The sequence below is a fragment of the Sphaerisporangium sp. NPDC088356 genome, from assembly GCF_040685555.1.
Classification (GTDB): Bacteria; Actinomycetota; Actinomycetes; order Streptosporangiales; family Streptosporangiaceae; genus Sphaerisporangium.
In genome coordinates, this window is sequence record NZ_JBFBIK010000116.1 from 1 (window position 1) to 23,199 (window position 23,199).

Annotated in this window: 18 protein-coding genes; 7 read left to right on the forward strand and 11 right to left on the reverse strand. The window is 69.7% G+C overall.

Annotated features, from left to right (window positions below; all coding sequences use genetic code 11):
* Positions 1-39: 39 nt before the first annotated feature.
* The 8 genes from AB0O34_RS29985 to AB0O34_RS30020 form a co-directional block, all read right to left on the reverse strand.
* Entirely contained in the window at positions 40-579 is a 540-nt protein-coding gene (locus tag AB0O34_RS29985; RefSeq protein ID WP_363921088.1) for a flavin reductase family protein, read from the reverse strand.
* A gap of 33 nt (positions 580-612) precedes the next feature.
* Positions 613-1,041 (reverse strand): acyl-CoA thioesterase, encoded by a 429-nt coding sequence (locus tag AB0O34_RS29990; RefSeq protein ID WP_363921090.1) that lies wholly within the window; start codon positions 1,039-1,041, stop codon positions 613-615.
* A 3-nt stretch (positions 1,042-1,044) separates the two neighbouring features.
* Positions 1,045-6,849 carry a type I polyketide synthase gene (locus AB0O34_RS29995; protein WP_363921092.1) on the reverse strand — a complete coding sequence of 1,935 codons (5,805 nt, stop codon included), beginning with the start codon at positions 6,847-6,849 and terminating at the stop codon, positions 1,045-1,047.
* Positions 6,846-7,829, reverse strand: coding sequence for an enediyne biosynthesis protein (locus AB0O34_RS30000; protein ID WP_363921094.1), 984 nt, complete (start codon positions 7,827-7,829; stop codon positions 6,846-6,848). The genes AB0O34_RS29995 and AB0O34_RS30000 overlap by 4 nt, the downstream gene beginning before the upstream one ends.
* Positions 7,830-7,834: 5 nt before the next feature.
* Positions 7,835-9,802 (reverse strand): FG-GAP-like repeat-containing protein, encoded by a 1,968-nt coding sequence (locus AB0O34_RS30005; protein ID WP_363921096.1) that lies wholly within the window; start codon positions 9,800-9,802, stop codon positions 7,835-7,837.
* Complete coding sequence (locus AB0O34_RS30010; protein ID WP_363921098.1) at positions 9,799-10,782, reverse strand: DUF1702 family protein; 984 nt, start codon at positions 10,780-10,782, stop codon at positions 9,799-9,801. Before AB0O34_RS30010 ends, AB0O34_RS30005 begins: the two co-directional genes overlap by 4 nt.
* A 205-nt stretch (positions 10,783-10,987) precedes the next feature.
* Positions 10,988-11,983, reverse strand: a complete 996-nt coding sequence (locus tag AB0O34_RS30015) for a DUF1702 family protein (protein ID WP_363921100.1) — start codon at positions 11,981-11,983, stop codon at positions 10,988-10,990.
* Between the two features lie 203 nt (positions 11,984-12,186).
* Entirely contained in the window at positions 12,187-12,414 is a 228-nt protein-coding gene (locus tag AB0O34_RS30020; RefSeq protein ID WP_363921102.1) for an acyl-CoA carboxylase subunit epsilon, read from the reverse strand.
* Positions 12,415-12,691: 277 nt separating this feature from the next.
* On the opposite strand from AB0O34_RS30020, the gene AB0O34_RS30025 reads away from it, so the two are divergent.
* Positions 12,692-13,387 carry a peroxidase-related enzyme gene (locus AB0O34_RS30025; protein WP_363921104.1) on the forward strand — a complete coding sequence of 232 codons (696 nt, stop codon included), beginning with the start codon at positions 12,692-12,694 and terminating at the stop codon, positions 13,385-13,387.
* 90 nt (positions 13,388-13,477) lie between these two features.
* On the opposite strand, the gene AB0O34_RS30030 is transcribed toward AB0O34_RS30025, so the two are convergent.
* Entirely contained in the window at positions 13,478-13,873 is a 396-nt protein-coding gene (locus AB0O34_RS30030) for a nuclear transport factor 2 family protein (RefSeq protein ID WP_363921106.1), read from the reverse strand.
* A gap of 274 nt (positions 13,874-14,147) precedes the next feature.
* Here AB0O34_RS30030 and AB0O34_RS30035 point away from each other — a divergent pair, with 274 nt between their 5' ends.
* The 3 genes from AB0O34_RS30035 to AB0O34_RS30045 all read left to right on the forward strand — a co-directional run bounded on the left by AB0O34_RS30035 (position 14,148) and on the right by AB0O34_RS30045 (position 17,051).
* The gene (locus AB0O34_RS30035) at positions 14,148-14,708 is read left to right on the forward strand and encodes a peroxidase-related enzyme (protein WP_363921108.1); all 561 of its coding nucleotides are present in this window, start codon (positions 14,148-14,150) and stop codon (positions 14,706-14,708) included.
* Positions 14,709-14,777: 69 nt separating this feature from the next.
* Positions 14,778-15,341 (forward strand): hypothetical protein, encoded by a 564-nt coding sequence (locus AB0O34_RS30040; protein ID WP_363921110.1) that lies wholly within the window; start codon positions 14,778-14,780, stop codon positions 15,339-15,341.
* A 141-nt stretch (positions 15,342-15,482) separates the two neighbouring features.
* A complete protein-coding gene (locus AB0O34_RS30045; protein ID WP_363921112.1) occupies positions 15,483-17,051 on the forward strand; it encodes an NAD(P)-binding domain-containing protein in 1,569 nt (522 codons plus the stop codon).
* A gap of 15 nt (positions 17,052-17,066) precedes the next feature.
* Here the strand turns inward: AB0O34_RS30045 and AB0O34_RS30050 are convergent, their stop codons facing one another.
* Positions 17,067-18,227 carry a glutamate--cysteine ligase gene (locus tag AB0O34_RS30050; RefSeq protein WP_363921114.1) on the reverse strand — a complete coding sequence of 387 codons (1,161 nt, stop codon included), beginning with the start codon at positions 18,225-18,227 and terminating at the stop codon, positions 17,067-17,069.
* A 211-nt stretch (positions 18,228-18,438) separates the two neighbouring features.
* Here AB0O34_RS30050 and AB0O34_RS30055 point away from each other — a divergent pair, with 211 nt between their 5' ends.
* Complete coding sequence (locus AB0O34_RS30055; RefSeq protein WP_363921116.1) at positions 18,439-19,311, forward strand: neutral zinc metallopeptidase; 873 nt, start codon at positions 18,439-18,441, stop codon at positions 19,309-19,311.
* 197 nt (positions 19,312-19,508) lie between these two features.
* On the opposite strand, the gene AB0O34_RS30060 is transcribed toward AB0O34_RS30055, so the two are convergent.
* Positions 19,509-20,780 (reverse strand): ROK family protein, encoded by a 1,272-nt coding sequence (locus tag AB0O34_RS30060; RefSeq protein WP_363921118.1) that lies wholly within the window; start codon positions 20,778-20,780, stop codon positions 19,509-19,511.
* 413 nt (positions 20,781-21,193) lie between these two features.
* Here AB0O34_RS30060 and AB0O34_RS30065 point away from each other — a divergent pair, with 413 nt between their 5' ends.
* Together AB0O34_RS30065 and AB0O34_RS30070 are read left to right on the forward strand one after the other, a co-directional pair.
* Entirely contained in the window at positions 21,194-22,411 is a 1,218-nt protein-coding gene (locus AB0O34_RS30065) for a class I SAM-dependent methyltransferase (protein ID WP_363921120.1), read from the forward strand.
* A 2-nt stretch (positions 22,412-22,413) separates the two neighbouring features.
* The gene (locus AB0O34_RS30070; RefSeq protein ID WP_363921122.1) at positions 22,414-23,142 is read left to right on the forward strand and encodes a class I SAM-dependent methyltransferase; all 729 of its coding nucleotides are present in this window, start codon (positions 22,414-22,416) and stop codon (positions 23,140-23,142) included.
* The last annotated feature ends 57 nt before the right edge of the window (positions 23,143-23,199 follow it).

Below are 23,199 nucleotides of genomic sequence, written 5' to 3' on the forward strand. Positions count from 1 at the left end.
GCCGCTCGGGTGCCTTCTGGGGCTGTGGTCCGGTGAGGGTCACGCCGGCACCTCGCTCCAATCTGGACTTATCTGCCGGAACTTGCCCTTGAAGACCAGCAGCGCGTCCCGGTCGGTCTGCTGGTGAAGCGAGATCACCTTTCCGATGAAGATGGTGTGGTCACCACCGTCGTAGGTGCGCCACAGCTCGCACTCGAAGCTGGCGAGGGTGCCATCGAGCATCGGCACCCCGCTCACCTCTCCGGGCGTCCAGTCGACGTGGTCGAACTGGGCCGCCCCGAGGGTCCGCCAGCGGTCGGCGAAGTGCAGCGCCGCGGGCTCCTGGTGCGCGGCCAGCACCGACACCCCGAAGAAGCCCGTGTCGGTGAGGCACTGGTGCATCACCGCGCCGCGATCGACGCAGATCAGCACCAGTGGCGGCTCCAGCGAGACCGAGGTGAAGGAGTTGGCGGTCATGGCGTGCGGGGTGGGGCCGCCCGTCGTCACGACCGTGACGCCGGTGGCGAACGTCCCGAATGCCCGCCGCAGCGACTTCGCGTCCGGCATCGGACGGGTTGTCGTGGAGTTTTCGACGTTCACGCTGTCCTCCTGGCTAGCTGTCTGCATCCGCGCCTACAGGGCATACGGTTCGAGCGCCCTGGCCAGAGCGTCGGGAACCCTGGAGGGGACCGTTCGGGTGTTCGGCCCGCGCATGCACGCCACTCGCTGCCGGCCGCGGGCGACGAGGGTCTCGCCCTCTCCCGGGTCGAGGCGGACGTAGTCGAAGCTGAACTCGACCTGGGTCTGCGCCAGCTCCTGCAGCCGCATCCTGATCGACAGCTCGTCGAAGGCCGTGATCTCGGCGAAGAACTCGCAGTCCACCTTCAGCGTGAAGAGCTTCAGGTCGTCCTGGAGGTCGGCGAGCACCTCGGGCGCCCGCTGCTTCAGGAACATCTCCCTGCAGCGGCCCTGCCACCGCAGGTAGTTGACGTAGTAGACGTTGCCGACGATGTTGGTCTCTTCGAAGCCGACCGTGTGCTGGTATTCGTAGTACTTGCCCATGGCCTACGACCGCCCTTCCGTGAGGACTGCGAACACGACTGGGGACTGGGCGTCCCGGAGCGTCGTGGCGAGCGTCGAGACGCGCACACCGCCCGACGCGAACACCGCCCACGCGTCCCGTCCCGCCGGAGCGAGCGTCAGGGGCGCGTCCAGCGGGAGGCCGGCGCCGCGAAGGCACTCGACTGCGGTCAGCACCCGCGTCGCCGCGGTGCCGAGCGCTTCACCGGTCTCCGCGGAGACCAGCTCGGCCAGCGGCGCGTGCGTGCCGAGCAGCTCCAGCCACTCGGCCTCGGGCCGCTCGGTCACCGGCGCGACGCCGGAGCCCAGCGTGCCCTCGGCGGCGACGCACAGGGTCACGCCACCTCCGTGGGACGCCGAGACGGTCGTGCCGCCGTCGATCTCCAGCCCTCCATCGGGAAGGTGCCGGACCTCGACCTGCCGGCCGAGCGCGCGCCCGGCCGCCACGGCCGTACGGGCCCGGCGCTCGGCGTCGCCGTCCGGGCCGTCCGGATGACCCGGTTCCACCGCGACCGCCACCCGGGCGCCGACCAGGTCCTCCAGCGTGCGCTCCAGGTAGGAGCCGAGGAGCGGGGTCACCCACGGGCCGCGCCCGTCCTTCTTGCGCACCGCCTGCAGGCGCAGGCCCTCCCACCGCTCGACGACCTCGCCGGCCGGTGTGCGCACCGCGATGTCGTAGATGTAGGTGTCACCGTCGCGTTCCCGCTCGGTGGCGCAGTAGCGCAGCTCGCCCGCCGCCGCCAGGGCGGCCCCGCCGGGGTGGATCCGGTCGATGCCGACGGGCAGCAACGTGGCGTCCGGTACGCAGACCTGGTTGCCGTGCATCAGCGCGTCGCGCATGCCCGGGTCGCCGAGCAGCAGCTCGCCGGACAGGAAGCCGGCGAACCAGTCCCTGGCGGAAAGCGCCGCCACATCGGCGTCGACGTGGCGTGCGGCTGCCCTGTGGTAGCGGCGCAGGCGGTGGAACCGCCCGCCCTGGAACAGGACGTCGCCGTACAGCTCGGTCGCCGGGTCCAGCGGCACGACCGGCAGGCCCTCGCCGACCTGGTTCGGCGGGCCCTCGGGCGCCGCCTCGCCGGTGAACCGCAGCCGCGCGCGGAAGTGGTCCACCTCGAAGCCGGTCTCCGCGCTGCGGATGGCCACCTCGACCGTGTCGTCGTCCTCGGTGACGGTGGCGGCGATCCGGATCGTGGTGCTGCCCTCCGGCGGCACGATGATCGGCCGCAGGAACTCGGCCCGCTCGATCACCGGGACCGCTTCGCGCCCGATGGTGGCCGAGGCCACCTGCGTCATGGCCTCCATGCCGAACACGGCCGGGAACAGCAGGTTGCCGTCCAGGAGGTGGTCGGCCAGGTAGAGGTCGGTGCCGGCGTTCATCTCTGCCTCGGTGACGAGCTCGACACCGTGGTAGCGGATCAGCGGCTTGTCGACGAAGCGCAGCAGCGGCAGCGACGGCAGGTCGTAGCGGACGGTGTCGATGCCCTCGGTGCGCCCGCTGATCACCACGACGCTGGGGGCGTCGGGGTCGGCGACCAGCCGCCGCATGATCTGCACCCCCTGCTCGGGGGAGATCGGCGCGATGCCCTTGGCGGCGAGACCCTCGACGACCGAGAGCCGCTCGCCCATCCCGACGTCCGACCAGACGGACCACTCCATGCAGATCGCGCGGCACTGCGGGTGCCGCTCGCCCACCTCACGGGTGAGGTCGGCCAGCCAGTCGTTGGCCGTGGAGTAGTGCGCCTCGCCGTGCAGACCGGCCCGCCCGATGATGCTGCCGAACGACACCAGCAGCCGGAGCCGGCCGGGGTCGACGACGTCGAGCACGTTGCGCAGGCCGTCGACCTTCGGGGCGAAGGTCCGGCGGAAGGCGGCCATGTCGAGGGTCGACAGGCCTCCGGGCTCGTTGCGGCCCGCGCCGTGCAGCACGGCGGTGACGGGCCCGAGGGCCGCCTCCAGCTCGGCGATCCCGCCGCGCACCGCGGCCGCGTCGGTGACGTCGGCACGTGCGTAGTGGACGGTCACGCCGGAGTCGGCCATCCTGCGGAGGTTGTCGGCCAGCTCCTGGTCGGCGGCCGGGTCGGAGCGGCCGAGCACGGCCAGCTTGGCGCCGGTGTCGGACGCCACCGCCAGCGCGCACTCGGCGGTGATGCCCTTGCCGCCACCGGTCACCAGCAGCACGTCGCCGCCGTCCAGCGGCAGCTCCGTGCGGGCCGGACGTACCGGCATCGCGCGCATCGTCGGCACCCGGCGGACGCCCTCGGCGTCGTAGAACGCCTCGGCGAACCTGGTGGTCGACCCGACCTCTGCCACCACCCAGGCGACCGCCTCGGGCGTGGCGGGCACGTGCACGATGGTGGTGCGCAGGTGAGGGGCTTCCAGCTGGAGCGTCTTGGCGAGGCCCGCTGCGCCGCGGTCGTGCTGCACCACGACGAACCGGGTGCCGGCCGCGCCGGCGATGGCCGCCTTCGCGCCCAGCAGCGCCTGCTCCAGGTGCTCCTCGGCACAGTCCTGCGGGAGGACGACCAGCACGCCGGAACCGACCTTGCCGCTTTCGAGCGCCTGCCGCAGCGGCGCGGCGAGCGGGGAGTCCCCGGCCGCGTAGAGCTGCCACTGGCCGTTCTCCTGGGGCGAGGTCCGCGCCGGGAGGCGCAGCTCGTCCAGGTCGACGGAGAAGGGCCGCGCCCACGACGCGGCTCCGGCCACCAGCGACGCCGGGGCCGCCTCGGCGGAACCGGCGTTGGCCGCCAGCGCGTCGAGCGCCTCCGACAGCTCGCGCAGGCTCGCCGTGGCGAGGTTGGTCGGCGCCTGGGAGGCGGGCACGCCCAGCTTCTGGGTGGCCTGGTCGATGATGTGCATCACCGTGACCGAGCTGAGGTGCAGCTCGTCCAGCGGCCTGCTGTCCTCGCTCACCATCTCCAGCGGCAGCTCGGCGCGCTCGGCGGCCAGGCGGCGCAGCAGGTCGATGCTCGACTCCGCCGCGTCCCCGGCGCTCTGCGCCGCCGTGCCGCCGGCGACCGCGGGGGCCGCCTTCAGCGGCTCCTCGGCCCGCCGGGCGGTGGCCGCGATGATCACCTGCGGCGCCTTCTCGACCGGGCTCTGGAAGTAGGTGAACTCGGTGCCGACCTCCAGCGGCCGGACCAGCCGGCCGTGGAACAGCTCCTCGTGCACGATCGGGACACCGGCGACGTAGGCCGCGCCGGCCACCCGGAGCAGCCCGGTGAGCGACTCGTCGTCGGTGTCCAGCGCGACGGCCGGGACGTCCGTGACGGACGCCGCCAGGCCGCTGAGCACCCGGCCGGGACCGACCTCGATGAGCAGGTCCATGTCCTTGGCGGCGGCCTCCACGGCCTGGGTGAACAGGACCGGGTCGGTGATCTGGCTGCGCAGCAGCGCAGGGACGTCGGTGTCCGGAGTGAGCGTCACCCCGGTCACGGTGGAGACGATCGGCCGGTCGACCGGGCCGAAGTCCTCCCCGGCCAGGTGCTCGCCGAACTCCTCGGCCGCCGGTGCGACGAGCGGGGAGTGGAAGGCGTGCGAGACCGGCAGCTTGGTCCACTTGAGGCCCGCGCCGGCGGCCTTGCGGCCGAACTCCTCGATCGCGTCGACCGGCCCGGCGACGACGGTCTGGTCGGGCCCGTTGTATCCGGCGATGACGACGGGCAGCTCGCCCGTCAGCTCGGTGACCGTGTCGGGCGTGGCGCGGACGCTGGCCATGGTGCCCGAGGCGCTGTGCTCGGTCATGGCCTTGCCACGGACGCCTGCGACCCGCAGCAGAGTCTCCTCGTCCATCGCGCCGGCCCAGTGCAGAGCGGAGATCTCGCCCAGGCTGTGCCCGACCGCGACGTCCGCCTCCACGCCGATCGCGGACAGCGCGCGCAGGCCGGCCATGGAGCCGGTCACGATGCGCGGCTGGGCGACCGCCGTGGCGACCATGTCGCCGGTGGTGGGCAGGTTCGCCTTGACGTAGATCTCCTCCACCTCGGCGAAGCGTCGGCGGAGCGCGCCGCCGCTGGTGCCGCGGCCCGAACCCTGTCCGGGGAACAGGAAGCCCACCCGGCCCGGCCCGTCGGCCTGGCCGAAGAAGGCGCGGCCGTCGGGGGCGAACAGGCTGGTCTCGCCCTCGTCGAGCGCGGTCAGCACCCGCTTGAGCTGCCGCTCGGCGTCCTCGGGCGAGGACACCACGACGGCGGCCCGGTACGGCAGCTCGCGCAGGTCACGCTGCAGGGTCGCGGCGAGGTCGGCGAGCTGGCCGTAGGACACCTTGATCACGAAGTCCGCCAGCTCGGCGACCCGTTCGCGAAGCGCCTGCGGCGAGGCGGCGTCGGCGAGGAGCAGTTCCGCGTCCTGCAGGGAGGAGGCCAGGGTCTTGGTGCGCGTCGAGAACGGCGCGCGCTTGCGGGGCCCGGACTTCTCCAGCACGACGTGGGTGTTGATGCCGCCGAAGCCCATGGCGGTGATGCCGGCGCGCACGGGGGCCCCGGCCGGCCAGGGCTCGGCCTTGCGAAGGACGCGGAGCGTCGCCGACTCGCTGGTCAGGATGTCGTGCGGGTCGACGCAGCCGATGGCCGGCGGGAGCACCTGCTCGTGCACCGCCATGGCGGCCTTGATCAGGCCGGCGACGCCGGCCGCGGCCTTGGCGTGCCCGATCATCCCCTTGATGGAGGTGACCGCCGCGCGCGTGGCGCCCGGGTCGGCCTCGGCCCGGGCCTCGGACAGCGCCGTGAGCTCGGTGGCGTCCCCGACGGGGGTGCCGGTGCCGTGGCCCTCGAACAGCTCCACGGTCTCGACGCCGAAGCCGGCGCGCTCGTAGGCCCGGCGCATCGCGAGCTTGTAGCCGCTGACCTCGGGCCGGGTGATGCCCCCCTTGCCGTCGGAGGAGATGCCCCACCCGGCGATGGTCGCGTAGATGCGGTGACGGGCCTTGACGGCCTCCTCCTCGCGCATCAGCACGATCATGCCGCAGCCCTCGCCCGGCCAGAAGCCGTTGGAGTGCCGGTCGTACAGGCGCATCTCGCTCTTGGCCAGGGCTCCGGTCTTGGCGAAGCCCACGATCTCGAACGGGTCGATCGAGAGGTCGACGCCGCCGACGATGGCCACGTCGATCTCGTTGTCGATCAGCGCCTTGCACCCGGTCGTCACCGACAGCAGCGACGAGGAGCAGGCGCCGTCGACGGTGTAGCCGCCGCCGTTGAGGTCGAAGTAGTTGCAGATGCGCCCGGCGATGGTGTTGGACAGGCCGCCGGCCAGGGTGTCCTCGTCGATGGAGGGGAACGGGCTCTTGTAGGTGGTCTCGAGGTCGGCGAGGAAGGTGGCCAGCCGCTCGTCGTCCCAGCCCTGCTCCTTGAGCACCGCGGCCACCGTGCGGCGCACGTACGGCCAGCGCAGGCGCATCACGTTGGCGCGGGTGAACTCGCCGGTGAGGGTGTTGCCCACGATGACGCCGGTGCGCTCCCGGGGCAGGCCCTCCGCCCCGGGGAAGCCCGCGTCGGCCAGGGCGAGGCCCGCCATGTCGAGCGCGAGCCAGTGGGTGAGGTCGGTGGAGCGGTACGTGCTGCCGCCGATCTTGTAACCGACACGGTCGAACTCGTAGCCCTCGATGACCGCCGCGGTGCGCGCGTAGAAGGTGTCCGGGTGCGCCGGGTCGGCGTTCCAGTAGTCCTCCAGCCGCATGCGCACGTCGGGCAGTCTCCGGAAGGCGCGGCGACCGGCGAGAGCGTTTTCCCACAGCTCCCTCGGCGATGTGGCGTCCGGGTACCGGCACGCCATGCCGACGATCGCGATCCTGCTCATACGGTCGCGACCTCTTTCCCACCGGTGGGGACGATCTCGACGGGTACGTCGGAGACGGCCTGGCGCGCCTGGGCCTCACGCTGCTCGCGCGCCTTGTTGACGAAGTGCAGCGCCCAGAAGAAGCCGCCGCGGATGGCGCAGACCCCGGCCGTGGCGAAGAAGAGCGCGTAGGAGATGTGCACCGCGGTCATCAGGCCGTAGAGCAGGGCGATGCCACCGCCGAAGGCGACCTGCGAGGCCGGCCTCGACGGACTGGTGCCCGGGTCGGTGACCATGTAGTTGCTGAAGAGCACGAACGCGACGCCGGTCATCATGCCGAGGGCCGCGGGTATCGACGTGCCGAAGAAGAGGCCGCGCACGATGGCCTGGAGGGCGAAGACGCCCACCCAGCCGAAGATCAGCGGCATGCGGTTGGTGAGCTTCCCGTTCAGCATCGTGCCGCCGATGATGATGATTCCGGGGATGATCCAGTCGAACCAGGTGTCGGTGTGCTCGGTGAAGTGGTACGGCGGTGCGATGCTGGCCCAGGGCAGGAGCAGCAGGACGACCGCGATGCCGAAGTTCGACGGGTTCATGAAGTGCCGCATCCGGCCCTTGACCGGCGCGCGCAGCACCCACTTGGCGCCGACCGCGACGACGACTCCGAAGAGCAGCACCAGGATCTGGTCGTTGACGTAGATCAGCATGTTCATCGCGAGGGAAGTGATGTGCGCCGGGTACAGGAACTGCATCAGGCCGCGGAACCCGAGGCCCGTGTAGCGCGGCGCGCGCTTCTCCACCCGGGCACCGATGTACTCGAGCCCGATCTCGGTGGCGTAGCCGGTGGCGAGGGCGAAGAACGGCCACAGCCAGGGCTGCTCGAACCCGAGGACGGTGTATCCCAAGATGTTGAAGACGGAAATCGAGATCGCGAAGTTGCGAAGGGCGATGATTACCTTGGGGTCATGACGTGGCGGCGCGCTGGCCTTCGTTTCAGCCATGTCGATCACTTCTCCTTGGCCTGCTGGCCGAGCACGAGCGAGTGCCAGCCCGTGGTCAGCTGAAGATCCTGGTCGTGTACCTGTCCGGTGCGGTCGCGCCAGCGAAGGTGCACCTGCACAGGCCCGGTGACGTTCTGGCCGAGCCCGATGTGGACGTCGGTGGAGCGCCTGCCGGAGTGGCCACTGCTGCCATCGACGCGGCCGATGAACGATCGGCCGTCCGCCGTCTTCACCGTGACCTGCGCGCCGGTGACCGGTGAGCCCGTCGCGGGAAGCGTCCCGGCGACCGGGGCCTCGTCGCGGGTGAGCTTCAGCCCGAGGTACGCGCCGGCGGAAGCGCTCTGGTTCTGGTAGAAGACCGGCTCGCCCCACTGCCTGGCGACGGCGAAGTCCACGAGGCCGTCCCCGTCGGAGTCGCCGGTCGCGATGCCGCGGGTGGGCACCGGGATGGCGAGGCCGAGGTCGGGGGCGAGGTCGACGTAGCGTCCCGTCGGGCCCTTGGCGAAGAAGTGCAGCGTCTGGTTCCCGCCGATGTCGTCGCCGGCCTGCGCGTTCGGCCACCAGAAGGGGTTCTGGAGCAGCTGGTCGTTGGCCGTGGCCAGCTCCTGCAGCTGCGGCCAGCGGTCGGTGTAGCCCTTCACGAACCCGGTCGCCTGGGCGATCGACAGCTCACCGGCGTTGTTGAAGTCCTCCATCTTGACGTCCCAGCCCCAGCCCGACCACGCCGTGCCGGAGGGAGCGCTCTTGTCCACCCACGGCGCCTCGCCGGCGCGCAGCTTGGCGCGCAGCTCGGCCTGGTTCTTGGCCGTGGACATGAACTGGAAGTTGCTCTCCTCGATGCCCCACGACGTCGTGATGTTGCTGACGAACATGTCGTAGATGCCGTCGTGGTTGAGGTCGCCGAAGTCCAGGCCCATGCCCTTGAACGAGTCGTGGCCGATCGTCTTGGACTTGGGGATCAGCGGCGTGCGGACGCCCTCGACGGGCGACAGCTTGATGTGCCCCGGGGTGGACTGGTTGTAGAACATCCGGTCCGGGCCGAAGTCGTTGGCGAGGTAGAGCTCGGGAAGCTGGTCGCCGTCCAGGTCGTTCGCGGCGGCTCCGAGCTCCCAGCCCTTCGACGCCTCCTTCGACAGCACGTTGTCCAGGCACTTGTAGGTGACCGTGGGCTGGTCGCCCGTGGTCGCCCCGGTCCAGCGGAAGAAGTAGTCCTCGCCGCCGTTGTGACCGTCGGACATCGAGTGGTTCATGTGGACGCCGCCGCTGACGGTGGAGTCCAGGACCGGGCCGTCGGCGAAGTAGTTGCCGATGAAGATGTCGTCGTGGCCGTCCCCGTCGAAGTCGGCGACGGTGGCGGCGTTGGTGTTCCACTGCGGACCGGTGTACTCGCCGTTGGTGGAGTTCGCGCCCGGCACGAGCTCGGTCGGCTGGTAGGCGTCGGCCCCCAGCTTGGTCGCGCTCGGCTTCGCGAGGTAGACGATCGGCGTGCGGCCCCACATGTAGACCAGCAGGTCGATGCGGCCGTCCTCGTTGTAGTCGCCGGGGACGCAGCCCATGGGCGCCATGTGGTCGTTCATCGGCAGCGCGCCCGGGTTCAGGGCGAACGGGGCATACCGTTCAGAGCGGGCACCCGGGGTCGGCGTCACGACGGCCTGGTCGATGCGCGTGTCGACGAGGCAGAGGTCGTTGGAAAGCCCGTCACCATCGAGGTCGTTCATCGCGATCGCCGCACCGACGGAGGAGATCCAGGCGTCGATGTGCTTGTAGTCCTTGTTCACCTTGCGGATCGTCTGGTCGGTGTATCCACTGGGCAGGGCGATCGACAGCGGCTTGAACGAGAACTTGCTCGCGATGTTCGCGGTCTCCGCCGCGGAGTACGAGGGCAGACGGGCGACCAAGAAGACGCTCGTGACCAGCACGAGGGCGACGATTCCCGGTAGCTGCCTGCGCAGCCAGCCAAGGGTCGCAGTCACGGGCTAACACCTCCAAGAGAGACAAATTGGTCGGCGATCCGCCGGCGCCACACTTCATAAGCCGGCACATCACCCTGGATCCGCTGGTCGGGGCGGGATTCATTGCTGATCCGCGCCGCCTGCTCCGGCGTCACGCCGCAGAACACCTGGGTGGCTACCTCGGTGGCGGGCACCACCAGTCCCGGCTTCACCCGGGCCTCGGCCGCGAAGGCGGAGCCCTGGGCGAGCTGGGGGCGGTACACGCCCGCCCGGTCCCTGAACGTCCGCAGCTCGTCCTCTTCGGCGCCGCAGGCATAGGTGGCGGCCAGCCCGGCGCCCGCGTAGAGGTCGCCGCGCCGGTGCTCGGGGAACCGGTTGATCATCGTGGTGACCACGTCGACGTCGGTGCCTCCGACGAACCACAAGGCCCGCCCGATGCCCTGGTCGACGACGCGGTTGGCGTACCCGGGCGGGGCGTCGGCCGGCCACGGGAAGCTCGGGTCCTGGTACTGCCCGTGCACGTACTGCTCGGTACGGAAGTAGGCCTGGTGGAAGCCGTATCCATCGAGCGCCAGGTACCGCAGCAGCGGGTCGGGCGCGTAGATCTTGGACCACAGGAACTTCGGCAGGCGCGCCATCGCCCAGCCGACGCCGACGTAGACCAGGTAGATCTGGGCGTCACCCCGCCGCCCGGCGAGGAAGCCGGCGACCTTCTGACCGCGTGAGACCGGCGTCGCGTCGAGAATGGCGAACCCCATGCCCGCGCCCTCGTAGGCGAAGCCGCGGAACCGCTTCGGAATCTCCTCCAGACGCTCCTCGGCCTCGGCGGGCGTACGCGCCTCGGCCGCATAGGCGTAACCGGTGAGGAACGTCTCGCCGACCTTCTCCAACAGGTCGCGGGCCTCTGGACTCTTCACGTGGAAACCACGTGTCGAGAGCTTCGTCTCGGAGACGTTGGGTGTCAGAATACGGCTTCTCAATGACCGTAGAATGCTGGCCAATTGCCTCTCCCTCCCCTCGGGGGTTTCCCCTTAACCGTGGGGTAACGTTTACCTAAATGTAGCCATATAGGCTGACTTGGGGTCCACTTCAAACGTGCTCAGTAGAAAGGGCGGAACCGTTTTCCGGGCATGCTCGAATGGCCTGCCCGGCCAAAATGATCCCGCCCCACGCGAGATTCGCCCACGCCGTCAGGCGGCGGCCGCGTCAGCTCGGAACACGGTCTCCGGACGAAATGAAATGCGCGCTGATCGCGCGCCGCCACAATTCATATGCGGGAACCGAATCGGTTCCGCCGGCCTCCACCGCGGTGCTGTCGGCGAGCGCCACGGCGCCCTCCAGCGACAGGTCGGCGAGGATGGCGGCGGCCATCTCGGTGTGCTCCGGCACGAAGCCGGCGAAGTCACGCGCCTTGGCCGCGAAGACCACACCCTGGGCCAGCTCGGGGTGGTGGTCGCCGGCCGCGCGGCGCAGCGCGGTGAGTCCCTCGGCCACGGAACCGCCGGCGAACGTCGCGGCCAGGCCGACGCCGCTCCACAGGTCCGCCTGCCGGTGGGCGGCGAAGCCCCTCACCCTCGCGGCGATGTCGGGGACGCGCCCGGCGTGGATGAACCACAGCGCACGGCCTATGCCCTGGTCGACGGCCCGCAGGAAGTAGTCGGGAGAGCCTTCCCACGCGTAGGGGGACGGGACGCGCTGCTCGTCGACCCAGCGCCGGGTGTCGAAGTAGGCCCGGTCGAAGCCGTACCCGTCGACCGCGAGCCAGCTCATGGTGGGGTAGTACGCCGACCCGCTCAGGTCGGGCATGATCTTCTTCCACAGGGGCCGCGGCAGCCGTGCCATGGCGAAGCCGATGCCGATGTAGGTGAGGAAGATGTGCGGCTGGCCGGGGCCGAGCAGCAGATCACGGGTGCGGGTCCCCCGGCCGCCGCCCATCGCGTCCACGATCGTGAAACCCATGGTCGCGCCCTCGTAGGCGAATCCGCGCAATTCCTGGTCGACCATGCTCAGCCGGCGCTCGACCTCCCACTGGTCACGCGCGTCGATTCCCCATTCGAATCCACAGATCACCGCCTGGGGAATGGCTTCGAGCTTGCGCGTCGCGGCCGACGGCGTGGACGGGAAACCGCGCACGCTGAAAGTCACGTCGGCCAGCGACGGAGTCAGCACGAGCCTGCGCAGTGAACCTAAAAGGGTTGGCATGATGCTCCTCGTCTTTTCGCCGTCAGCCGATGACGGTTACTCACACCAGCGTGACCATTTAATGGTCATATGCCGACCGTTGAGGCACATCTCCCTGGTTGCTGTGCTATGTAATAATCTGTAGTGAATGTTGTAACCGGTGCCGGAAATGGAAGAAGCCCCCGCATCGGCAGGGGCTTCAATGGGGCCGGGCGGGGGTCCCCCTAGCCGGCCCACCCGCTGACGCGCCAGGCGGCGGGGCTGGAGCTCGGCGCGGCCGGCCGGCGTGCGGAGCGGGCGCCTTCGACCCACGCGGAGTCCGCTGAGGACGCTGCCGCCGCTTCCTCCCGAGCGGCGGACGCGGCGCGGGCGGTCAGCACCGTGATGAGCGCCGCGAGTTCCTCGGGTGTCGGGTTGCCGCGGATCACCTTCAGGTACAAGCTCTGCGCCACGTCGCACCTCCAGGTAGAGACCGGCCCTCTTCAAAGCTCTTACGAGGGTCACCCGCGGCCGGCGACGGCCGCAACTTCTCGAATGCGCACCTGGAATGCGGTTCCCCCCGCCCCTGCGAACGCGCGCCACGCGTCGGCCTGTCAAGCGACGGGTGTGGCAGGAAGCGGCAGGACCCGGGCAGCTTACTGACTCGCGAAACCCTGTCCCGCCGGTGGCGGAAAGCGCAGAGTTGGTGGTGCGAGAACGAATGACAACCGAGAAAAAGGGGTCAAGACAATGACGAACGCAGTGGCCACCATCGCCCGCAGGAATATAGCCGTCCAATTGCCCGCCATCACCGAGTCCACCGATCACACATGCGGGCTGGAATGGCCGCAACGACCTCCGCTCGTTCCGATGGGCCCCGAGAGCGCCGCTTCGCCGCACATCGACCTGAACACCGATGAGCCGGGAATTCGCGGTCTGTTCCGTTTCCGCCCGGAGACCGCTCTCCCTTTGAACGCGCTTTCCGAGGTGCTGCTGTGCGGGGAGAGCACGCTGACCCGCGGTGAACGTGAGTTGATCGCGGCCTATGTGTCCGCGCTGAACCAGTGCCGGTTCTGCTTCTTCACCCACGCGGCCTTCGCGGCCGTACGCGCCCCTGAGGGGATGACGTTGGTGGAACAGGTCTGCGCCGACCTCGAGACCGCGCCGGTCTCCGGCAAGCTACGAGCCCTGCTGGCCATAGCCGGGGCGGTCCAGGAGAGCGGGAAGCGGGTCTCCAGGCAGCACGTGGCCGCGGCCAGGGAGGCGGGCGCGTCGGACACCGAGATCCACGACACCGTGCTGATCGCCGCGGCGTTCTGCATGTACAACCGCTACGTCGACGGCCTTTCCACGTTCGCCCCCGACGACCCCGCCGTCTACGCCGCACGGGCCGAGATGACCGGCGGATACCTCGCCGTACTGGCTGAGTCGCAGCGTCAGGGCTGAGAGCCTGGGCCACCCGGCCCGCGTGACCTGTGATCTCGGTCCGCGGAGGCCGGGTGGCCGTGAAGACGAGCGCGCGAGGCGCGCGGGCGTTTACGAAAAGAACTCGTCGATCACATAAGAATCGTACGGGAAGCTCCAGCGTTCGGCGATCTTCCCGTCGGCGATGCGGAATATGTGAACACCGCGGCCGTCGAGGATCTTGCCGTCACGATTTCCCCGGATCCGGAGCAGGACCGCCACGTGCTCGTCATCGGCGAGAAACGCGTCCGGGTCGTATCGCAGGGAACTGTCGGTCTGGCTCCCAAGCTTTCCGAGATAAGTTAATACGTCGGCCTTGCCGGTGTGATCGCCGGCCAGTGAACCGTGGCCGGGAACGTGGAATACCACGTCGTCCGCGAGCAGGTTGTCGCGAATGTAGTCCAGGTCACCCTTGGCGATCGCGTCGTAACTCTCGCGGGCGGGGTTGACGTTCGGGTGTTCGGACATGAACGGCCTCCTGGAGATGGTGCGGATCTTTTGGGGGGCGACGGTGACGCTACGCCTGGCCGTGGGAGCAAACAAGGGAGTGAGGACAGACTTACCGAATGGTCACGTCCCGGTAACGACGGCGGGAAAGACGAGACCCGCCGATGAGGAGCCCAGGAGAAACCGCCCGTTGACATCCGGGGCGTCGCGTAGCGAACATGAGCGTCTGTCGGATGGATCTGTTCGCCCACGACCGCGTGTGAGGTGTCCCCTCCTCGCCGGTGAGGAATCGACCATGCCCCACATCAGCCTCAACTCGGACGAACCGGGGATACGCGGCCTGTTCCAGTTCCGCCCAGAGACGGCCCGCCCGCTCAACGAGCTGGTGGAGGTGCTGCTCCGCCAGGAGAGCACGCTGTCCCGCGGCGAGCGGGAGCTGATCGCGGCGTACGTGTCGGCGCTGAACCAGTGCCGCTACTGCTACTCCTCCCACGCCGCCTACGCGGCGGCGCAGCTGCCCGAGGGCATGGCGCTGGTGGAGCAGGTCCGCGCCGACCTGGACGGCGCCCCCGTGTCGGACAAGCTCAGGGCCCTGCTGGCCATCGCCGGCGCGGTCCAGCAGAGCGGGCGGAACGTCGGCGACAAGGACGTCGCCGAGGCCCGCGCGGCCGGCGCCACGGACCTGGAGATCCACGACACCGTGCTGATCGCCGCGGCGTTCTGCATGTACAACCGCTACGTCGACGGCCTGGCGACCATCGCCCCAGACGACCCGGCCGGCTACGCCGCGCGGGCGCGACGGATCGTCTCGGACGGCTACCTCGGGCTGCTGGCCGAATCACAGCGCCAGGCCTGACACCACCCACCCCCCGAAGAGCGCCGAGCACACCGCGTACGCCCGACCGACGCCCGTGGAGGAACACCCATGGCCAGCCACTCAAGCGCGTTACCCCCCAGAGCGGACCTGCTGACCTCGTTGAACACCGACTACCACCGGGCCGGACTGAACGTCTTCCTGGTGATCGTGCTCGCGCACTGGGCCGAGCACGTGGCGCAGGCGATCCAGATCTACGCCCTGGGCTGGCCGGTCCCTGAGGCGCGCGGCGTGCTCGGACGGCCGTTCCCCTGGCTGGTGACCTCCGAATGGATGCACTACGGCTACGCGCTCGTCATGCTCGTCGGGCTCATCCTGCTCCGCAAGGGGTTCACCGGCCGCGCCCGCGCCTGGTGGAACATCTCGCTGGGCATCCAGGTATGGCACCACCTGGAGCACCTGCTGCTGCTCCTCCAGGCGTTGACCGGTTACCACCTGCTGGGCAGGCCGGTGCCGACCAGCATGATCCAGCTGCTGGTCCCCCGCGTCGAGCTGCACCTGTTCTACAACGCGATCGTCTTCGCGCCCATGGTGGTGGCCATGTGGCTGCACCGCAGGCCCAGACCGGCCGAGCGGGCGTCGATGAACTGCCACTGCGCGACCGCCGCGGCCTGAACCGGCCGGTCCCTGCCCTCGATGGAACATGGAGTGCTCATGCCCTGTATCGCATCGGCCGCCGGGTCGCCCGGCATCGCGGCTCCGCCCCCCGGCCTCCCGGCCGCTGAGCGGGCCGGCCACGGCGGAGCGTGAGGTCTGATGGCGAGTTCCGGCGAGCACGTCCACCGTTACCTGATCATCGGTGCCGGCCCCGGCGGGCTGCAGCTCAGCTACTTCCTGCAGCGCGCCGGCGCCGACTACCTCACCCTTGAACGCGAGGACTCCCCCGGCGGCTTCTTCCGCCGGTACCCGCGCCACCGCAGGCTCATCTCGCTGAACAAGGTGCACACCGGCGAGAAGGACCCGGAGATCGCCCTGCGCTGGGACTGGAACTCCCTGCTCAACGACTCGCCCGACCTGATGTTCCCCCGGTACTCGCAGGAGTACTTCCCCAGCGCCGATGACCTGGTGCGCTACCTCACCGACTTCCAGCGGGAGCACGCGCTCAACGTCCGGTTCTCCACCTCCGCCGACCGCGTCGAGAAGGTCGGCGGGCACTTCGTCGTGCACGCGGGGGACGAGGTGTTCCGCGCCGAATGCCTCATCATGGCCAACGGCTGGGGCGGCCCGTACATCCCCGACATCCCCGGCATCGAGCTAGCGGTGGGATACGAGGACATCTCCGAGTCCGCGGAGGACTTCACCGACAAGCGCGTGCTGATCATCGGCAAGGGCAACTCGGCGTTCGAGACCGCCCAGGCCATACTCGGCCAGGCCGCCATCATCCACCTGGCCAGCCCGAGCCCGGTCCGGCTGGCGTGGACGAGCAAGCATCCCGGTCACGTGCGCGGCCAGTACGGCGCGCTGCTCGACAGCTACTGGTTCAAGACCCTGCACGGCGTGCTCGAATGCCGGGTCGACCGGATCTGGCGCGAGGGCGACCGCTACAAGGCCGCGATCACCTACACGCTCGCCGACGGCGAGCAGGCGGTCCTGGAATACGACACGGTGCTGCGCTGCACGGGCTTCACGATGAACACCGGCCTGTTCGACGCCTCCTGCATGCCCGAGCTCGCCCCGAACGGGCGCCTGCCGGCGATCCGCCCGGACTTCCAGTCGGCCAACGTCGAGGGCCTGTACTTCGCCGGCACCCTGATGCAGGCCCGCGACTTCAAACGCGCCTCCTCCGCGTTCATCGACGGGTTCCGCTACAACCTGCGCACGCTGGCGGCCCTCCTCGCCGAGCGCTACGGCGAGGAGCCCCTGCGCCAGGAGGTGCTGCCGGTCGATCCCGACCAGCTGACCGCGACCATGCTCGACCGGGTAAACCACAGCTCGGCGCTGTGGACCCAGTTCGAGTACCTGTGCGACGCGTACGTCGTCGACGAGGCGGCCGGGCAGATCCTGCACTACGTGGACCTGCCCGAGGACTACGCGGTCGAGCGGTTCGCCGGCCATCCGCTGTGCTTCACGGTCACCCTGCGATGGGGACGCGCGGACTACGGCGACGTGTTCGCCATCCAGCGGCACCCGACCCCGGAGCGGGCGCACGAAAGCGCCTTCCTCCACCCGGTCGTCCGCGCGTGGCGGCATGGCGAGCAGGTCGGCGAGCGGCACCTGTTGGAGGACCTGCTCGCCCAGTGGCGCGACCCGGCCAGGCACGTGCAGCCGCTGCGCGCGTTCCTCGCCTCCCGCCTCGGCACGCCGGAAGACCGGCCGGACGCCTGAGCGTCCGCGAGCGCGTCAGACGACCTCGCCCGCGCCGGCCGGGGTGACCAGATGCTCCACCAGGTGGTCGACGACGTCGGCCACCCGCCCGCGCCGGTCGTGGGCGGCGCGCTGGCGTGCCGCCCCGGTGCCGGCGACGCGCAGCCGCCGCAGCCGCCGCGTCACCATGTCAAGGTCGCCGGTCTCCTCCAGGGCGGGACGGATGTGCCGCAGCAGCACCGAGAGCAGGTCCGCGGCCGGCCGCAGCTCGCCGGCCACCGGGTCGATGCCGTGCCCGTCCAGGCCGTCGCGGGCCGCCCGCCAGTACGCGACCCGCAGCCGCTCGGCCGACAGGGGCGCACCCGGATCGCCGCGCTCCACCCGCTCGAGCGACACCACCACAAGGGCGCGCACGACGGCCGCGAGCAGCGCGGACTCCTCGGCGGTGGCGGGCACGTCGGTCACCCGGACCTCAAGCGTGGGCAGCCGCGCCGAGGGCCGGATGTCCCAGAAGATGGTGCCGGGGTCCACCAGGGCCCCCGAGTCGGTCAGCGCGCCGACCAGCTCGTCGTACTCGCTCAGCGAGGCGAAGTACGGCGGCGGGCCGGCCACCGGCCACTTGCCCCAGCACAGCGTGCGCCAGCTCGCGTAACCGGTGTCACGGCCCGTCCAGAACGGCGAGTTGGACATCATCGCGATCAGCACCGGCAGCCACGGGCGCAGATGGTTGCTCACCAGCACGGCCCGCTCGCGGTCGGGCAGGTGCACGTGGACGTGGCCGGCGCAGATGCTCTGCTCGTCGTGCAGCCCGCGGTAGTTGGCGATCCCCACCCCGTAGCGGGGATCGTCGGTGATCGGGGGCGGGACCACGTCGCCGAGCACCGGCGTGCCGGAGGCGACCACGGCGAGCCCCTCCTCGCGGGCCGCTGCCGCCACCGCCGACCGCATCCGCCGAAGCTGGTCCTCCAGCTCGGAGACGCCGGCGCACGGCGCCGTCTTGGCCTCCACCTGGAAGCGGGTGATCTCGGCTCCCACCAGATCGCCCAGCTCCGCCCCGGCGCGCCGCACGACCGAGGCCGCCATCGGCGCCACCTCCCGCGTCGACGGGTCCACGACCAGGTACTCCTCCTCCACCCCCATCAGCGGGCAGACCGCATCGAAAGGTACCGGCTGTGGTATGTCCACGATCGCCGTCATCCCAACTCCCACCTTGGAAAGATCGCCCCTAGTCAGCGTGCGCGCCTCGACGACACCTGGCGGCCCGCCTCTCAACCACGCCACGTTACCCAGCCGCATCCGCGATTCGCAGGCGCGAGACGGCATTCCAGCCAGAAGAGCATCCTGGAAGAACCACCGCCGGGCGTTTCTCCAGCAATGCCCGTTTCGTAATAAGCGGTGCATAAGCTCCATGATCGTGCGCCGTCTCCTTCCGCTGCTGCTGGTGTGCGCCTTCGTGGCCGCGTGTACGGCGGAGCCCCAGCCCGACCCGCTTCCCATGTCGGTGCCACAGTGGTCCGCGACGCCGTTGGTCTCGCCCACGCCGTCACCCTCGCCGTCGGCCCGGCCCACCTCGGAGACGCTGCCGCTCCCGTACGACCGGACGGCCGCGGTGAGGAGCCGGCTCTACACCGCGCCGCGGGCGAAGGTGAAGTGCGGGATCCCCGTGATCAGGACGAGCGACTGGACGTCCACGAAGCGCTACCTGCGGGCGGTGTCATCGTGCCTGGACAGGATCTGGGCGAGCGCGTTCAAGCGGACGCGGACCTACTTCAGGCCGCCCGAGCGCAAGTTCGTGCGGCACCGCGTGAAGGACCCCGATTGCGGGCTCATGCCGTCCAAAGAGGCGGACGGCACCTACTGCAATGAGACCAGGACTTACTACGTCCTCGTGGAGCGCGCCGACCTGCGGCCCGGCGGGGCGGCCCGGGTGGCGGAGGTGACCGCCCACGAGTACGGCCACCACCTCCAGAACATGACGAACATCAGCGACTACATGTGGGAAGAGCAGCTCGCGACGAGGTCGAAGGGCAAGAAGGACCTCCTGAGCAGGCGGCTCGAACTCCAGGCCGAGTGCTTCGCGGGTGTGGCCCTCAAGACGATGGGCGACTATATGCCCGCGTGGTGGGAGTTCCGGTCCTGGTACTTCGGAACGCTGCCGGGGAAGTGGACCCGCGACCACGGCCGCCTCTCGACCCAGCTGAAATGGCTGGAACGCGGCTACAACTCCGCCGAACCCGGCACCTGCAACACCTGGACCACCCCAGAACAGAAGGTCACCTGAACCCTGGGCGCGAGGGGAGCATGACCGATCAGGCGGGGACGTTCACTAGGATCCCTGGGGACGTACGACAACCGCGAGGTCACCGACCGCAAGCAGGGCACGTGCGACGGCGAGTTCACAGAGCAGACGCTCTTCTCGAAGCCTGAACGGCTCGCCGCCGTGGTCGGCCGGCAGCCGGGCCTGTGGTCCGTGGGCATCTACGACAAGGCCGAAGCCTCCTGAGCCTCTCGGGCGAGAGCCTGTTGCCGGCGGGCGGTCGGGTGTGACGTCATTTCGGCGAGTACATCAAGGGGGCTCGCCAGGAGTTTGGAGAAGGCGAGTTCGGCCGCGCCGATCAAGGTGGCGTCGTCTCCGAGAGCCGACGTGCGGAGCTGCACCTTCTCGCGGGAGATCACCAGCACGTTGGCCTCCACCCGGCTGTGGACCTGGGCCGCCGAGCCCGGGTAGACCTCGCGGAGCATCCCACCGAAGATCACCAGCCCCGGGTTGAAGAGATTGATCAGGTTCGCCACCCCGATGCCGAGCCAGTCGCCGATCCGGCGCAGCGCCTCCTGGGCCGCGATGTCGCCGTTGTCGGCGGCGGCCACGACGGCCCGTACGCCCTCGCGGCCGACCAGGTCGGAGGACCGGCCGGCGGCGTCGAGCAGGGCCTGCTCGCCGACCTCCGCCTCCAGGCAGCCTCGCGAGCCGCACCCGCAGGGCCTGCCGTTGTACGGGTTCACCATCATGTGCCCGAGCTCGCAGCCGTACCCGCCATCGCCGTCCAGCAGCTTGCCGCCGACGATGATCCCGCCGCCCACGCCGACATCTCCGTGCAGGTAGATGAGGTTCTGAAAGCCGATGCCGGCCCCGCGTTCATGCTCGGCGAGCGCGCCCAGGTGGGCCTCGTTCCCCACCATGACCGGCAGCCCGAGCCCCAGCCTGACACCGAGCTCGGTACCGAAGGCCTGGTCGACCCAGCCCATGTTCGGCCCGAAACGCACCATCCCGTCACCGGGCCGGATCATGCCGCAGTACGCCGCGCCGACTCCGGCGCACACCGAGTCCGGATGCGCCTTGCGGTGCATCTGCCGGGCGAACCCGGCGAGCACCCCCACCACGTCGTCGAGGTCGACCCCGGCGCGCGGGCGGACCGCCTCCCTGCGGTCCAGGATCACTCCGCCCAGGCCGACCCTGGCGGCGACCAGCCGGTCCACGCGGATGTCGAAGGCCAGTACGTACACCCGGCCGGACTCCGGCCGGACCACCAGCGACGGCCGGCCCGCCTTGCCGGTGTCCTTGGGGAGCTCCTCGCGTACCAGGCCCGCGGAGGTGAGCTCGGCGGTCAGCGCCCTGATGGTGCTGCGGTTCAGACCCATCAGGTCGGCCAGCGCCGCTCGGGAGATCGGGCCGCCCAGGTGCACGTGCCGGAGCAGGGTGCCGAGATTGTGCTGGCGAATCTCTTCCTGGGACCGACCGGCTTTCAGCATCGTGGGGATCCTGACGACTCGGGGTTGTCATCATTGCGCGCTGCAACGGCAGGACAGGGCGCCCACACCGACCGCGACAACACAACAGATCCTGTCACAACGTGACAATACCAACCGGTAGCTGCGGGAGTATCTCCCCAAGGGCGCCAGAGTCACGAAGGATTTCGAGTGTCTTCAGGCCCTTGCCGATGAAATCGATAGCCAACTCCCCGGCTGAGCCGTTCGCAAGCGAGATCAGTTACTACCTCGGCGGGCGCTGTTCGCCCTTGTCACGGTGGTCGCCGTGGCGGGTGGCTCCCGGCGCACGCTGGGAGATGCGCCGTCGCCCGCGCGGCGACATGCTGGCCATGGGCCCGACGACATCCATTTCAATAGCGGCCGGCAACGGCCGGTGAAGAAAGGTGGAGGCGCCGATGACCGAATGCCGAATCTGCGGCGGTGCAGTCGAGGAGTTCCTGGATCTCGGACGCCAGCCGCTCTCCGACGCGTTTCCGCGCCCGGCCGACGTCGACGCGGAGTTCTTCTACAGGCTCGCCGTCGGACACTGCGTGGAGTGCACGATGGTCCAGTTGATGGAGGAGGTCCCTCGCGAGCGGATGTTCCACGAGGACTACCCCTACCACTCGTCCGGGTCGTCCGTGATGCGGGAGCACTTCACCCGGACCGCCCTGAACTTCATCGAGACCGAGCTCACCACCACAGATCCCTTCTTCGTCGAGATTGGCTGTAACGACGGGGTTCTGCTGCGGACGATGGCCGAGTCCGGAATCCGCCATCTGGGATTCGAGCCTTCCGCAGGAGTGGCGAACGTCGCCAGGGAGCGGGGCGTGCGCGTCCGCACCGACTTCTTCGAGGAGTCGACCGCGGCCGCCGTTCGCGAGGCCGAAGGACCCGCCAACGCGATCTTCTCGGCGAACACCATCTGTCATATCCCGTATCTCGACTCGCTTCTCCGCGGTGTCGACGCGCTGCTCACCCCTGACGGCGTCTTCGTCTTCGAGGACCCCTATCTCGGGGACATCGTGAAGAAGACCTCGTTCGACCAGATCTACGATGAGCACTTCTATCTGTTCTCGGTTCGTTCCGTGCAGGCGATGGCCGAGCGGTTCGGGTTCGAGCTGGTGGATGTGGAGCGTCATCCGGTGCACGGCGGCGAGGTCCGTTACACGCTCGCCCGCGCCGGCGCCCGGCAGCCGACCCCGGCGGTGGCCCGGCTGCTGGCCGAGGAGGAGGCCCAGGGTCTGGCCAGGCCCGAGGTTCTCCAGGGGTTCGCGTCCTCGGTGACCCGCATCCGCGAGGACCTGGTCGCCCTGCTGCGCTCCCTGCGGGCGGACGGCAAGACCGTCGCCGGCTACGGCGCCACAGCCAAGAGCGCGACCGTCACCAACTTCTGCGGCATAGGACCCGATCTGGTGTCCTACGTGTGCGACACGACCCCGGCCAAGCAGGATCGGCTGTCCCCCGGGGTGCACATCCCGGTCAAGTCGACGGAGGCCTTCACCGCCTCCTACCCGGACTACGCGCTGCTCTTCGCCTGGAACCACGCCGAGGAGATCATGGCGAAGGAAGAGCGGTTCCGCGAGTCCGGCGGCCAGTGGATCTTGTACGTGCCCGAAGTACGGGTGGTCTGACCATGGACGGGCTCTCGCCGATCTACAGCAACGCCGAGGTGTACGACGCCCTGTACCAAGGGCGCGACAGGGCGTACGAGGCCGATTCGCAGATGTGGGCCAAGTACATCCGGGAGCGCAACGCCTCCGCCTCCGCGTTGCTGGACGTGGCCTGCGGCACGGGGAGGAACCTCCTCAGCTTCGCGGACGCGTTTGAGCACGTGGAGGGCGTCGACCTGGCCGAGGACATGCTCCGGGTCGCCCAGAAGAGGCTGCCTGGGGTGCCGTTGCACCAGGGCGACATGAAGGACTTCGATCTCGATCGGCGGTTCGACGCGGTCACCTGCCTGTTCAGCGCGATCGGCTATCTGGACGACGCCGAGCAGCTGAACGCGGCGCTGCGCTGCTTCGGCCGGCACCTCAACCCCGGTGGGGTCATCGTCGTCGAGCCCTGGTACTTCCCGGAGAACGCGCAGTCCGGGCGCGTCATGGGCGATGTCGTCACGGTCGACGGACAGACCATCGCCCGGCTCTCCCACACCGTGGTGGAGGGCCGGGCCCACCGCATGACGGCGCAATACCTGGTGGCCGATCCCGAATCCGGTATCCGGCACTTCACCGACCTGCACATGCTGTCGCTGTTCACGCGGGACGAGTACGAGACGGCGTTCGCCGGGGCGGGCGTCACTTCCGTCGAGTTCCTGGAGACCGGCGAGAACCGCCCGGGCCTCTTCATCGGCGTCAAGTCCTGAGCCGGAGAACACCTTCACGACCACACGGCCCGTCGATCAGGTCAACGCCGACCTGAT